The organism is Bradyrhizobium sp. STM 3557 (genome assembly GCF_045571465.1).
Lineage (GTDB): Bacteria > Pseudomonadota > Alphaproteobacteria > Rhizobiales > Xanthobacteraceae > Bradyrhizobium.
The window spans coordinates 3,672,606-3,685,519 of sequence record NZ_CP120697.1 but is presented as its reverse complement, the minus strand read 5'-3'; the positions used below and the strand labels follow the sequence as shown (position 1 = coordinate 3,685,519).

At 64.3% G+C, this 12,914-nt stretch carries 11 protein-coding genes and 1 pseudogene; 3 read left to right on the top strand and 9 right to left on the bottom strand.

The genetic code is table 11. The features are described 5' to 3' along the window. Nucleotides 1-66: 66 nt before the first annotated feature. From P6U24_RS16665 to P6U24_RS16655, 3 genes and pseudogenes are all read right to left on the bottom strand, one after another. Nucleotides 67-669 (bottom strand): hypothetical protein, encoded by a 603-nt coding sequence (locus P6U24_RS16665; protein WP_407160156.1) that lies wholly within the window; start codon nucleotides 667-669, stop codon nucleotides 67-69. Then, nucleotides 666-1,880, bottom strand: coding sequence for a tyrosine-type recombinase/integrase (locus tag P6U24_RS16660; protein WP_407160155.1), 1,215 nt, complete (start codon nucleotides 1,878-1,880; stop codon nucleotides 666-668). The genes P6U24_RS16665 and P6U24_RS16660 overlap by 4 nt, the downstream gene beginning before the upstream one ends. 155 nt (nucleotides 1,881-2,035) lie before the next feature. Further along, nucleotides 2,036-2,932: pseudogene (locus P6U24_RS16655) on the bottom strand (DUF4131 domain-containing protein); the annotation flags it as partial. 176 nt (nucleotides 2,933-3,108) lie between these two features. Here P6U24_RS16655 and P6U24_RS16650 point away from each other — a divergent pair. Beyond that, nucleotides 3,109-3,315 (top strand): hypothetical protein, encoded by a 207-nt coding sequence (locus tag P6U24_RS16650; protein WP_407160154.1) that lies wholly within the window; start codon nucleotides 3,109-3,111, stop codon nucleotides 3,313-3,315. Between the two features lie 233 nt (nucleotides 3,316-3,548). Here P6U24_RS16650 and P6U24_RS16645 read toward each other — a convergent pair whose 3' ends face one another. Further along, nucleotides 3,549-5,234 (bottom strand): glutamine--tRNA ligase/YqeY domain fusion protein, encoded by a 1,686-nt coding sequence (locus P6U24_RS16645; protein ID WP_407160153.1) that lies wholly within the window; start codon nucleotides 5,232-5,234, stop codon nucleotides 3,549-3,551. Nucleotides 5,235-5,369: 135 nt separating this feature from the next. Between P6U24_RS16645 and gltX the strand changes: the two genes are divergently transcribed. Together gltX and gltA are read left to right on the top strand one after the other, a co-directional pair. Further along, on the top strand, nucleotides 5,370-6,794 hold the full coding sequence (gene gltX, locus P6U24_RS16640; protein WP_407160152.1) for a glutamate--tRNA ligase: 1,425 nt from the start codon (nucleotides 5,370-5,372) through the stop codon (nucleotides 6,792-6,794). A gap of 150 nt (nucleotides 6,795-6,944) precedes the next feature. Continuing rightward, complete coding sequence (gene gltA, locus P6U24_RS16635) at nucleotides 6,945-8,249, top strand: citrate synthase (protein WP_407160151.1); 1,305 nt, start codon at nucleotides 6,945-6,947, stop codon at nucleotides 8,247-8,249. A 188-nt stretch (nucleotides 8,250-8,437) separates the two neighbouring features. Here gltA and lpxB read toward each other — a convergent pair whose 3' ends face one another. From lpxB to lpxD, 5 genes are read right to left on the bottom strand one after another with little or no spacing between them, the layout of a single operon-like run. Beyond that, nucleotides 8,438-9,625: a lipid-A-disaccharide synthase gene (gene lpxB, locus P6U24_RS16630; protein WP_407160150.1), complete on the bottom strand. Its 1,188-nt coding sequence runs from the start codon at nucleotides 9,623-9,625 to the stop codon at nucleotides 8,438-8,440. After that, nucleotides 9,625-10,482: an LpxI family protein gene (locus tag P6U24_RS16625; protein WP_407160149.1), complete on the bottom strand. Its 858-nt coding sequence runs from the start codon at nucleotides 10,480-10,482 to the stop codon at nucleotides 9,625-9,627. Before P6U24_RS16625 ends, lpxB begins: the two co-directional genes overlap by 1 nt. Before the next feature lie 7 nt (nucleotides 10,483-10,489). Further along, nucleotides 10,490-11,299, bottom strand: a complete 810-nt coding sequence (gene lpxA / locus P6U24_RS16620) for an acyl-ACP--UDP-N-acetylglucosamine O-acyltransferase (RefSeq protein WP_407160148.1) — start codon at nucleotides 11,297-11,299, stop codon at nucleotides 10,490-10,492. A 10-nt stretch (nucleotides 11,300-11,309) separates the two neighbouring features. Next, nucleotides 11,310-11,768: a 3-hydroxyacyl-ACP dehydratase FabZ gene (fabZ, locus tag P6U24_RS16615; RefSeq protein WP_407160147.1), complete on the bottom strand. Its 459-nt coding sequence runs from the start codon at nucleotides 11,766-11,768 to the stop codon at nucleotides 11,310-11,312. Then, entirely contained in the window at nucleotides 11,768-12,838 is a 1,071-nt protein-coding gene (gene lpxD, locus P6U24_RS16610) for a UDP-3-O-(3-hydroxymyristoyl)glucosamine N-acyltransferase (RefSeq protein WP_407160146.1), read from the bottom strand. Before lpxD ends, fabZ begins: the two co-directional genes overlap by 1 nt. Nucleotides 12,839-12,914: the final 76 nt, after the last annotated feature.

Here is a 12,914-nt window from a genome sequence, read left to right as displayed (position 1 = left end):
TCGTATCGCCGCTGCAGGCGCGCTTGAAGATTTGGCGGCTTTGGCGGTGTGCCAAAGCTCCAAATCCTATTTCCCTCTTTCGCTGGCCTTTGTCTGACCGACCGGACGACGATAGCTTGCGAACTCTTCGCTTTCGCCGATTTTTCTAATCTGGCGATCAGAAGTCTCGTACCCTTTAGCATTCAAGCGGGGCCGAACCACTTTCGCCAATTCGTTTACGTTAGGTCGATCGAACTGCGGATCGAGATAGACTGACCTGATTTCCTCACGAATAGATTTTTCGGTTGCTGGCCGTAAGCCTTTCTCATCGTGAGGCAAAGGGCCTTGCTCCGCCAGCAAGCTCATTAAGCTATCGCGCCGGATGAAAATTTCCCGCGTGCATCGAGCAGTGAACCCCTCTTTGCTCGGTTGATCACGTTCATCTAGCAGCGGCAGATCTAGATCAATCGTACCTGTCGCAAAATAGTTACGCCACGCTGGGGATCTCCAGACCTTGTTCTCTAGTTCATCGGCGCCGAGTATCGATCGATACGCGGCCGCAAGCCGTCCGCCCTCGCAAGCTTCGGCAATAGCTATTTCGATGTCCTCGCGAGGCATCGATGGATTTCTCGACGCAAACGCATCTACGGCTTCGGCGAGGCTCACAAAGCCGATTGGCGGCTTCATCATTGTACGATCGCAAGCAGGTGCGCCTCCCACTTCATCAGCGCGTCAGCGATCTCCTGCAAATAGTCGTGATGATCGTACACGCCGACGACGCCGGTCCGGTGCGCGATATGGTTCAGGACTAGCTCGGCAATGTGAGGCTTGACGCCAAGCTTTGCCATCCGGGTCCGGACGGTCCGCCTGAGGTCGTGCAGGGTCCAGTGCGGCAACGGCTTCCCCTCAGCCTCCGTGATCCGACTGTCAAAGGCGAGCTTGCACCACGACCAGGCGCCGAACCCACCTCCTTTGCTGCCGAACACGTATTCGCGCTTCAAACGCCGCTGCGCGGCCTCCAGGATCGCTTTGGCCGCCGGGGTAAGAGGTAGCTCCAGGGCCCGCCCGGGCTTCGTACGGTCCGCCGGCAGCGATAGGCGGCCGCCCTGCAGGTCGACCTCTTCCCACCGCAGCCAACCGATCTCGTCGCGTCGGCAGGCCGTCAGAAGCAATAGGCGGACGATCCGGCCGAAATCGTCTTCCTGGCAATGTCGCCACACGATTCGGACCTCGTCATCGGTCAACACGCGGTCGCGCGGCTGCTTGCCCTCGATCGGATTGTTCGTGCCCAACACAGGGTTGGCCTCGGCTAGCCCCTCCTTCATGACCCAGACGAACAGCGCCGAGAGATTGGAGCGCGCGCGGGCGGCCGACGTCGGACCGTGCTCGTCGACGATCCGCCGCAGCTGCTCCGCGACCATCTTCCGGTCTATGGTCGCGATGGGCTTCCGATGCAGCGGCGCCCATTTCTGTTCGAAATAGGCCTTTGCAGCCTTATACGTGCTCGGCCGCATCTTGGCTTCCTTGGCCTTCAGGTAGAGCTCGGAAACCACCTTGAACGTGTTCTTTGCCGCTTCTGCCGCCTCCGCCGATTTGCGTTTCTCTTCCCGGGGATCGAGCCCGAGCTCGAGCTTGGCGAAGAACTGGCGCGCGATCTTTCGCGCCTCCTCCAGGGTCAGCTTCCGGATATCGCCCAGGCTCTCGCGCTGGGTAGCTTTCTGAAACCGATACTGGACGACATAGACCGGCTTCGCGGCGCGGATCCTCACGCCGAAGCCGGGCAGATCTGGATCCCAGTGGATGAAGTCGTTCTTGCCGGCCGGCAGCTGAAGCCGGCGGACGGAAGCATCGGTCCAGCGAGACGGAATCTGGACCACTTTGGCGGACTGCAGGGCTGGCATGGGAAGCACCTCGAAATGCAGGTTGGAAGCATTTGGGAAGCACGGCCGTGAGCCATTCTGATCCGACGTGAGATGATCCGTCACGTGTAGATGCTTGATTCCGCGGGGATATCTGTGGATGATGATGCCTTCTGAACCGTGCTGATGCGAGGCTCTACATGATAGCCGGAGATCGACAGCACGTGGCCAAGCCCGGAGATGAACATCGCGTCGTTGACGGGATCGGTGATGGCGTCGCGCCGCCCAGTCAGCAGCGCGGTGGCGATGGCACGCTCGTCGCCTTCGAGGCGGCCGCGGATCCGCGCGTCGATGGTGTCGCGCAGGTCCTGCATGAATGCCGCATAGCGCAGCTTCCATCCGCCTTCCTGCGGCGGCGTCACGGTCTTGATCGCGCCCATCACGAAGCCGGAAGCGCCGATGCCCTGGAAGAACATGTCGCGCGCGAAGTCATAGGATCCAGGCCTTAAGGGTGCGAGCGGCGGCAGCAGCCGCGCCTTGAGCTCGACGAAGCTACCGACATCGGGCGCCGTGCCTTTCCTCACCGACAGCCGCACGCGCGTCAGCGTGATGTGACCGCGCGTGCTCTCCATCGTGACCACCCGCAGCACGAAGCGATCGGTGCGCTCCCGGATGTCGCGGGTCTCGACGAAGCCGGTGAGCGCCACCGAATAAAGCGGCCGCGCCAGCACGGTATGGCCGACACGGGCGGTCCGCCAGGTCGCGACCGAAAAGCCGGCGGCGACGGCCGCAACCATCACTGCGGTCACGAACAGCCGATGCCGCCGCAGCAGCACGGCAAGCGCACCCAGCACCAGCGCGGCGAGCGCCGTCAGCCACAGCACGGGTTCGTGATCGGCGGAGAAATACAGCGCGATGCCGGCGCCGAAGGCGACGGGCATCCAGGGGAATAGCCGCCCGGCTCCCGCCTCGGCCCGCAGCCAGTCACGCAGCTTCGCCGCCAGCGGCGGCCATGCGGCGCGACCTGCCGCAAGCGCCCCGCCGGCCTGCCCGGCACCGCGCGGCGGCCAGACATCGGCGATCGTCTGCGCCATGCCGCGCCTGCGGCCGGGCGGCCGGTCCGTCTCTGCCACGCGGGCACCCTACGCTACACAAGTTGGCGGAAGGCTACCGGAAGCTGTCGCAAGGCGGCTAGCGGAACGGAAAGAGAATGCGCGCAACTTTTCCGTGCAGGAAGGGAACTTTTTCGGCCCGGCGCGCTTGACGGGCCATGGTCGACCATCAAAATCCCTTCGCCGATCTTGGATTGGAGCGCGCGATCCATTTGCGTTGGACGCTGCGCGACATCAATGCCAAGCGTCTGGTTCTCTCCCCCGTCAGCGACGACGATCTCTCGCTTCTGACCGAACGCGGCCTGGTCGAATTGAACGACGGCGTGCCGCGGCTCACGGAAGCCGGGCTCGAGGTGATCAACTGACGGCCAATCCTGGCGTTTGATCGTCCTGTGCCAAGAGCGCAGGATGGTGAGTTCTTCGTCATTGCGAAGAGCCCACCGGGTCTCGCCTCCGGCGAGCCCGATGGCAGGCTCTGGCGACGAAGCAATCCAGAGTTCCTTTTTGGCTCTGGATTGCTTCCGCCGTCGCCCTTCGGGCTATGGCGGACACGTCGCTTCGCTCGCAATGACGATCACTAACAGCGTCTCACACCCGCTCAGCCCTTGGCCACTTCCTTGGCGAAGGTGTCGCGCAGGCCGATGGTGCGGTTGAAGACGGGCTTGTCCGGCGTCGAGTCGGGGTCGCGCACGAAATAGCCCTGCCGCTCGAACTGCATCGCCGCGTCGGAATTGCTGTCCGCGATCGCAGCCTCGATCCGCGCGTTCGTCAGTACCTCCAGCGAGTTCGGATTGAGGTCGGCGGCAAAGTTCGCTGCGTCGGGCGTAGGATTGGCGAACAGCTGGTTGTAGATGCGGATCTCCGCGGTCTTCGACTGCGCCGCCGGCAGCCAGTGCATCGTCGCTTTCACCTTGCGGCCGTCGGGCGCATTGCCGCCCTTGGTCGCGGGATCATAGGTGCAGCGAAGCTCGACGATCTCCCCAGCGGCGTTCTTCACCACCTCGCGGCACTTGATGAAATAGGCATAGCGCAGCCGCACCTCAGTGCCCGGAGACAGGCGGAAGAATTTCTTCGGCGGGTTCTCCATGAAATCGTCCTGCTCGATATAGAGCTCGCGGCCGAAGGCGATCTTGCGGGTGCCGGCGGAGGGATCGTCGGGATGGTTGATCGCATCCAGCTCCTCGACCTGCCCTTCCGGATAGTTCTCGATCACGACCTTGAGCGGCCTCAGCACCGCCATACGGCGCAGCGCCGTGCGGTTGAGCTCCTCGCGGATGCAGAATTCCAGCATGCCGACATCGACCACGCTGTTGGCCTTGGCGACGCCGATGCGCTTGATGAAGCTGCGCACTGCTGCCGGCGGCACGCCGCGCCGCTTCAAGCCTGCGATCGTCGGCATGCGCGGATCGTCCCAGCCGGAGACATGGCCGTCCTGCACGAGCCTGGTCAGCACCCGCTTGGACAGCAAGGTGTAGGTCAGATTGAGGCGCGCCATCTCGTACTGATGCGGCGTCGACGGCACCGGCAGCTTGGACAGAAACCAATCGTAGAGCGGCCGATGGTCCTCGAATTCCAGCGTACAGATCGAATGCGTGATGCCCTCGATCGCATCCGACTGGCCGTGCGCATAGTCGTAGCTCGGATAGATCGACCATTTGTCGCCGGTGCGCGGATGGTGCGCATGCAGGATACGATACAGCACGGGATCGCGCAGGTTGATGTTGCCGGCGGACATGTCGATCTTGGCGCGCAGCACGCGCGCGCCGTTCGGAAATTCGCCCGCCTTCATGCGGCGGAACAGGTCGAGGTTCTCCTCGACCGAGCGGTCGCGGAACGGGCTGTTCCTGCCCGGCTCAGTCAAGGTGCCGCGGGTGCTGCGGATCTCCTCCTGCGACTGGTCGTCGACGTAAGCGAGGCCTGCCTTGATCAACCCCTCGGCCCATTCGTAGAGCCGTTCGAAATAATCGGAGGCATAGAACAGGTTCTTGCCCCAGTCATAGCCGAGCCAGTGCACGTCAGCCTGGATGGAATCGATATATTCCTGCTCTTCCTTGATCGGATTGGTGTCGTCGAAGCGCAGATGACAGCGGCCGCCGAATTCCTGGGCAATCCCGAAGTTCAGCGCAATCGACTTGGCATGGCCGATATGCAGGTAGCCGTTCGGCTCCGGCGGGAACCGGGTCACGACAACCTTGTGCTTGCCGCTGTCGAGATCGGCCTGGACGATGTCGCGGATGAAATCGCGCCCTGCCTCAGCCGTCGTCGCCGTGTCTGTCGTCGTCATTAAGAACGTCCTGTGTCGGAATCTTAAAAGCCTATCTGCCAAATCCCCTCCGCCCAAGGAAGGCTTTAGTTATGCGCCGGTCCTGCTATACACCCCCCGCCGCTTCACCACCGCCAGGACTTGCTGCCGCCGCCAATGACCGACCCAATCGTCACCCGTTTCGCCCCCTCCCCGACCGGTTTCCTCCACATCGGAGGCGCCCGCACGGCCCTTTTCAATTGGCTCTATGCGCGCGGCCGCGGCGGCAAGATGCTGCTGCGGATCGAGGATACCGACCGGGAACGGTCGACCAAGGAGGCGATCGACGCCATCCTGGACGGGCTGAAATGGCTCGAGCTCGATTGGGACGGTGACGTCATCTATCAATATAGTCGCGCGAGCCGCCATCGCGAGATCGCCGAGCAGCTGCTCGCCAGCGGCATGGCCTATCGCTGCTATGCCACGGCTGAGGAGTTGGCCGCGATGCGCGAGAAGGCGCGCGCGGAAGGCCGTACCCGACTCTATGATGGCATGTGGCGCGACCGTGATCCCAAGGATGCGCCGCCCGGCGTCAAGCCGACCATCCGGCTGCGCGCGCCCTTGACCGGCGAGACCGTGATCGAAGACCAGGTGCAGGGCCGCGTGGTCTGGCAGAACGAGAACCTCGATGACCTCGTGCTGCTGCGGGGCGACGGCAACCCGACCTACATGCTGGCGGTGGTGGTCGACGACCACGACATGGGCGTCACCCACATCATCAGGGGCGATGACCACCTGATCAACGCCGCGCGCCAGAAGCAGATCTATGATGCGCTGGGCTGGGCCGTGCCGTCGATGTCGCATATCCCGCTGATCCACGGGCCGGACGGCTCGAAGCTGTCGAAGCGCCACGGCGCGCTCGGCGTCGATGCCTATCGCGCCATGGGCTATCTGCCCGCCGCGCTGCGCAACTACCTGGTGCGGCTCGGCTGGAGCCATGGCGACCAGGAGATCTTCTCCACGGAGGAGATGATCAAGGCCTTCGATCTGCCGGCAATCGGCCGCTCCGCCGCCCGCTTCGATTTCGCCAAGCTCGAAAACCTGAACGGCCATTACATCCGGCACACCGATGACGCAGCGCTGGTCAGGAGCTTCGAGAGCGTGCTCGATTATGTGCCGCAGGGCGCGGCGCTGAAGGCCAAGCTGAACGCGCGCACCCGTGCCCAGCTTATGATGGCGATGCCGAGCCTGAAGGAGCGCGCCAAGACGCTGCTGGAGCTGATCGACGGCGCCGCCTTCATCTTTGCCGAGCGCCCGCTTGCCGTCGACGCCAAGGCCGCGGCGCTGCTGACGCCGGACGCCCGCGCCCTGATCGGCCGGCTGCATCAGGCGCTGGAGGCGGTTACCGACTGGAGCGGGCCGGCGACGGAAGCCGCGCTGCGTGCCTTTGCCGAAGCCAACAACCTCAAGCTGGGCGCGGTGGCGCAGCCGCTGCGCGCGGCGCTGACGGGGCGCACGACCTCGCCCGGCATCTTTGAAGTGCTGGCCGTGCTCGGCCGCGAGGAATCCTTGAGGAGGCTCAAGGACCAGGTTACCGGATAGGCCGACTTTTGCCTATCTTGCAGCGCACATGGCAATACGATACGGATTTGCGCGGCAGCCCGCTAGAACCTACTGGAATAAGCCCACCCGCCCTGCCATCTCTCAACAAGAACAAGGGCCAAGCCTCACGATCTCATCGGGGACCACACGATGGACGCAAAATCCGCAAGCAAAACAGCGACGCTCACCGTCGGCAACAAGACCTACGATTTCCCGATCCTGAGCGGCACCGTGGGGCCTGATGTCATCGACATCGCCAAGCTTTATGCCCAGGCCGGCATGTTCACCTACGACCCCGGCTTCACCTCGACCGGCAGCTGCCAGTCCAAGATCACTTATATCGACGGCGATGCCGGCGTCCTGGAATACCGGGGCTATCCGATCGAGCAGCTCGCCGAGAAGGGCGACTTCCTCGAGACCTGCTATCTGCTGCTCTATGGAGAGCTGCCGACGGCCGCGCAGAAGAAGGATTTCGACTATCGCGTGACCCATCACACGATGGTGCACGAGCAGATGGCCCGCTTCTTCCAGGGCTTCCGCCGCGACGCCCACCCGATGGCGGTGATGGTCGCCTCGGTCGGCGCGCTCGCCGCGTTCTATCACGACTCCACCGACATCAACGACCCGCAGCAGCGGATGATCGCCTCGATCCGGATGATCGCCAAGATCCCGACGCTGGCGGCGATGGCCTACAAATACTCGGTCGGCCAGCCCTTCGTGTATCCGAAGAACTCGCTGTCGTTTGCCGCGAACTTCCTCAACATGTGCTTTGCAGTGCCCTGCGAGGAATACAAGGTGAATCCGGTGCTCGCAGAGGCGCTGGAGAAGATCTTCATCCTGCACGCCGACCACGAGCAAAACGCCTCGACCTCGACCGTGCGCATCGCCGGCTCCTCGGGCGCCAACCCGTTTGCCTGCATCGCGGCCGGCATCGCCTGCCTCTGGGGCCCCGCGCATGGCGGCGCCAACGAGGCGGCGCTGAACATGCTCTATGAGATCGGCACCGTCGACAAGATCCCGGAATTCATCGCCAAGGTGAAGGACAAGAACAGCGAAGTCCGCCTGATGGGCTTCGGCCACCGCGTCTACAAGAACTATGATCCGCGCGCGCGCATCATGCAGAAGATGTGTCATGCGGTGCTCAAGGAGACCGGCCACGGCGACGACCCGATGCTGAAGGTCGCGATGGAGCTGGAGAAGATCGCGCTCAATGACCAGTACTTCATCGACCGCAAGCTCTATCCGAACGTCGACTTCTATTCGGGCATTACGTTGAAGGCGATGGGTTTCCCGATGTCGATGTTCACCGTGCTGTTCGCGGTCGCGCGCACCGTCGGCTGGATCAGCCAGTGGAGCGAGATGATCGAGGACCCGCAGCAGAAGATCGGCCGTCCGCGTCAGCTCTACACCGGCGTCACCACGCGCCAATACGTCGATATCGAGAACCGCGGTTAAGCGTTTCGCAGAGGCTATTTGCAAGCGGCGCCGTCAGATCGACGGCGCCGTTTTGCTTATGCATGAGCCGTCATTGCGAGGAGCGACGCGACGAAGCAATCCCGACTTCTTGCTCGGCTCTGGATTGCTTCGCTGCGCTCGCAATGACGGAGCTAGACCACGGCGACTGGTAGAGCACCTCGATGTAACTAACTCGCCCGCCGGCCCTTGCGCATGGTCTCGAGCACGATGTCGGCGGCGCGGACACTGGGCGATGCCGCGCCGGTCGACATGATGGTGTCAAAGCGGGCGAAGGCGTCGAGCTGCCGCTGCCGCGCCGGACTATCGGCAATCATATCCGCCAGCGCCGGCGCGAGATTGTCCGGCGTACAGGCCTCCTGCAGAAATTCCGGGATCACGTTCTCGCCGATCACGAGATTGGCGAGGATGACCGACTGCACCCGGATCACACGCCGCAGAATGAACGCCTCGAGCTCGCCGACCCGGTAGGCGGTGACCATCGGCACGCCTGAGATCGCAAGCTCGAGCGTCACGGTGCCGGACTTGGCGAGCGCGGCGCGCGCCGTTCTGAAAGCCGCGCGCTTGTCGGCCTCGCCAAGCACGATGCGCGGCGCGACCGGCCAGCTCGCAACGCCGGTGCGGACAGCGGCTTCGAGATGCGGCGTGGTCGGCAACACCGCCTCGAACACGAGGCCTTGCGCGCGCAGTCGCTGCAGCGTCTCGCCGAAAATGGCGAGGTGACGCGCGACCTCGCTGCGCCGGCTGCCGGGCAGCACCAGGAGCACCGGAGGCGCGCCATCACGCCGCGCCTGCTCTTCGGCATTGGGGCGCAGGCTTGCGATCTGCTCGATCAGCGGATGGCCGACGTAAGTGCAAGGCGGACCGCCGAGCCGCTGATAGGCCGCGGGCTCAAACGGCAGCAGCGCCAACACGTGATCGACATAGCGGCGCATCGCCCGCGCCCGGCCCGGCCGCCAGGCCCATACCGTCGGCGCGACATAGTTGACGATCGGAATCGCGCCATCGCGGGCGTGCACGCGCCGCGCCACGCGCTGGGTGAAATCCGGACTGTCGATGATGACGAGCACGTCGGGTGCGGTGTCGACGATCGCGTCCGCGGTCTGCCGGATCAGCCGCAGGATCTTTGGCAGCTGCTTGATGACGGCGGAAAAGCCGACGATCGAGAGCTCCTCGATCGGAAACAGCGAAACCAGTCCTTCCCGCACCATGCCCTGGCCGCCGACGCCGGAGAATTCCACAGCATCGCCGAGCCGTTGGCGCAGCACCTTCATCAGGCTGGCGCCCAGCCGGTCGCCCGATTCCTCGGTCGCGACCAGAACGATCCTGCGCGCCACGCGCCCTGCCACGCGCGCCATCACGCGTCCACACCGATGATAAACAGGCCGGCGCGATCGGCGGCGGCGATGGTCTCCTCCGGCTCCGCCAGCAGCGCATGGCCGGCGGCGACCGCGATGCCGGCGAGCCCGGCGGCGGCCGCGCCTTCGACCGTGCGCGGCCCGATGGTCGGCAGATCGAAGCGCAGATCCTGGCCGCTCTTCGGCGCCTTCACCAGCACGCCGCGACCGATGGGCTGGCGGATGCGCCGCTGCTCGCGCAGCCGGCCAACGCGCGCCAGCAGCCCGTCGGTGCCCTCGATGTCCTCGACTGCCACCACGTGGCCGTCGATCACGACGACGGCCTGGCCGATGTCGAACGGTCCCAGGGCCTGCAAGACGGCACGTCCCTTCTCGATGTCGGCTGCGACGGCATCACCCGGCTGGATGCGCGTGAGGCGCCCCTTGGGCACCAGGAGATCGGGCGCGACATCCTTGATCCCGAGCATGCGAAAGCCGTCGCACTCGAAGATGCGACCGATGCCCGACAGCAGATGGTCGTCACCGCCGCGAAACGAAGCCCAGATGTGCCTAAGCGCGCGCAAGGTGGTGAGATCGATCCTGATTTCCGACAGCGATGGGCGCACCAGGTTGCCGATGAACAGCAGGTCGCGGCAGCCCTCCGCGCGCAGCAGCTTTGCCAGACGCCCGAGCTGGCCGAGCGCGATCCAGTGATGACGGAAGCGCTCGACGCGTTTGGGATCGCAGATGCCCTTCAGTGCGAACAGCACCGGCGTGCGCCCACGCGCGATGATCGCATCGGCCACCGCGAACGGCATGACACCGCCGGCGGCGATCAGGCCGACCGGTGACGATGTCTCGACAGCCCCATTGGTCATGGCGCCCTTACAGTTCGGCGACAGGTCCGCCCGTCTCCGGAAGGCACAATGCGCGGTGCCTGCCGCCATCGATGAAAGCGAGGATCTCGGCGATCGCCGGGTCCTCGCCGGCGAGCGGGCGCACCGCGGCAAGACGTTCGGCGAACACGCCCGGCCCTTGAAACAGCTTCTGATAGAAGGTGCGAACCAGGGCGAGCCGCTCGCGGGTGAACTTGCGGCGCTTCATGCCGATGATGTTGAGGCCTTCGAGCACGGCATACTGGCCGTTGACGAGGCCGTAGGGAATGACGTCGCCGCGCACGCCGCAGACGCCGCCAACCATCACGCCATGGCCGATCCGGGTGAACTGGTGCACCGCCGACAGGCCACCGATGTAGACGGAGTCGCCGATCTCGACATGGCCGCCCAGCGTCGCGGAGGTCGCGAAGATCGCGCTGTTGCCAACTACGCAATCATGAGCGACATGGGCGTTGTTCATGAAGAAGCCGCCGTCACCAACGCGGGTCACGCCACCGCCCTTGGTGGTGCCGATGTTCATCGTCACGCCCTCGCGGATGGTGTTGCCAGAACCGACCACAAGCTGATGCGGCTCGCCGCGATAGCTTAAGTCCTGCGGCGCGCCGCCGAGCACGACGAACGGCGAAATCACATTGTCATTGCCGAGCGTCGTGTGGCCCATGACCTGGACATGGGAGATCAGCCGGCAATTGGTGCCGATGACGACGTTCGGACCAATGATGCAGTATGGCCCGATCTCGGTGCCGGCGCCGATGATGGCGCCGTCCTCGACGCGGGCGGTAGGGTCGATCTTGCTCATTCGAACGCTATCAATCGGTCAGCATGGCGCCGACATCGGCTTCCGCCACCGTCACGCCGTCGACCTTGGCATCGCCGTGGAACCACCACATCGTCTTGCGGCGGCCGATCGAGCGCATGTGATACTCGATGGTCTGGCCCGGCAGCACGGGCTTTCGGAACTTGCACTTGTCGATCGTGAGGAAATACACCGCCCGCGGCTTCTCGGTGCCCTCGACCGATTTGATCCCGATCACGCCGGCGGTCTGCGCCATGCCCTCGATCATCAGCACGCCCGGATAGACCGGCCGCTCCGGGAAATGGCCCTGGAAGCACGGCTCGCCGATCGAGACATTCTTGACGCCGATGCCGCTATAGTCGGCACGGATGTTCTTCACGCGGTCGATCAGGAGAAACGGATAGCGGTGCGGAAGCGTCTTCAGAATCTCGTTGATGTCGATGTCCGCAAACCTGATGGGTGACTCCTCCATCACTCCTGTCCTTCATCCTTCGGGCTCGGCGCCGTCATATCGCGCACCAGCCGCTCCACCGCGACGATCTCGCGGAACCACTGCTTGGTCGGCTTGGCGAAATGACCGCCCCACCGCCCGTTCGGCGGAATGTCATCCTTGACCGCGCTCATCGCGGTGACCTGCGCGCCATCACCGATCTTGAGATGATTGTTGATGCCGACCTTCGCTCCAAGCGCCACGTTGTCGCCGATCGTGAGGCTGCCTGCCAGCCCGATCTGGGCCGCCAGCAGGCAATGCCGGCCAATTGTGACATTGTGGCCGATCTGGACCTGGTTGTCGATTTTGGTGCCTTCGCCGATCACGGTGTCGCGCAGGCTGCCGCGATCGATGGTGGTGCCGGCGCCGACCTCGACATTGTTCTGGATCAGCACCCGCCCGGTCTGCGGCACCTTGAGATGCCCCTCGGGTCCAAAGAAGATGAAGCCGTAGCCGTCCTGGCCGATGCTGCAGGCGGGATGGATCAGCACGTCATTGCCGATCAGCGCGCACTGGATCACTGTGCGGGCGCCGACATTGCAGTCGCGGCCGATCTTGACGTGAGGACCGATCACTGCGCCGGCGCCGACCACAGTTCCGGTGCCAATCTCGACATGGGCGCCGATCACGGCCAGCGGCTCGACGATGACGCCGTCCTCCAGCCGCGCGGTCGGATCGATGATGGCCTGCGGCGAGATGCCCTCGCAACCGAACCAACTCTGCGGCCGCAACGCGTCGCGGTGCAACTCGCGCGCGAGATTCACGAAGGCGCGAAACGGCTGAGCGATGCGCAGCACGGCAACATGCGCCGGCACCCTGGCCTCAAATCGCGGACTGACGAGCACCGCGCCGGCATAGGTCGCGGTGAGCTGGTCGGCGTATTTGAGATTGTCGAAGAAGGCCAGGTGCATTGGCCCGGCCTCGTCGAGCGAGGCGAGACCCTTGATCACCTGCTCGCCCCTTGATGGCTCGACGAGCGTGGCCTTGGTCGCAGCCGCGATCGCGGCCAACGTCATTGGAGCGGGTTGTTCAAAGAAGGTCGGCTGCGCCATTCGATCCGTCGCGGGACCGGCCCGCTCACAAACTCAAAGCTCGGCCCTGGGGAATCCAGGGCCGAGCTCGATCTTA

Excerpts from the sequence above, each read along its gene's own strand:
- P6U24_RS16665 (WP_407160156.1), bottom strand. The coding sequence starts at position 669 with ATGATGAAGCCGCCAATCGGCTTTGTGAGCCTCGCCGAAGCCGTAGAT.
- P6U24_RS16660 (WP_407160155.1), bottom strand. The coding sequence starts at position 1,880 with ATGCCAGCCCTGCAGTCCGCCAAAGTGGTCCAGATTCCGTCTCGCTGG.
- P6U24_RS16650 (WP_407160154.1), top strand. The coding sequence starts at position 3,109 with ATGGTCGACCATCAAAATCCCTTCGCCGATCTTGGATTGGAGCGCGCG.
- P6U24_RS16645 (WP_407160153.1), bottom strand. The coding sequence starts at position 5,234 with ATGACGACGACAGACACGGCGACGACGGCTGAGGCAGGGCGCGATTTC.
- gltX (WP_407160152.1), top strand. The coding sequence starts at position 5,370 with ATGACCGACCCAATCGTCACCCGTTTCGCCCCCTCCCCGACCGGTTTC.
- gltA (WP_407160151.1), top strand. The coding sequence starts at position 6,945 with ATGGACGCAAAATCCGCAAGCAAAACAGCGACGCTCACCGTCGGCAAC.
- lpxB (WP_407160150.1), bottom strand. The coding sequence starts at position 9,625 with ATGGCGCGCGTGGCAGGGCGCGTGGCGCGCAGGATCGTTCTGGTCGCG.
- P6U24_RS16625 (WP_407160149.1), bottom strand. The coding sequence starts at position 10,482 with ATGACCAATGGGGCTGTCGAGACATCGTCACCGGTCGGCCTGATCGCC.
- lpxA (WP_407160148.1), bottom strand. The coding sequence starts at position 11,299 with ATGAGCAAGATCGACCCTACCGCCCGCGTCGAGGACGGCGCCATCATC.
- fabZ (WP_407160147.1), bottom strand. The coding sequence starts at position 11,768 with ATGGAGGAGTCACCCATCAGGTTTGCGGACATCGACATCAACGAGATT.
- lpxD (WP_407160146.1), bottom strand. The coding sequence starts at position 12,838 with ATGGCGCAGCCGACCTTCTTTGAACAACCCGCTCCAATGACGTTGGCC.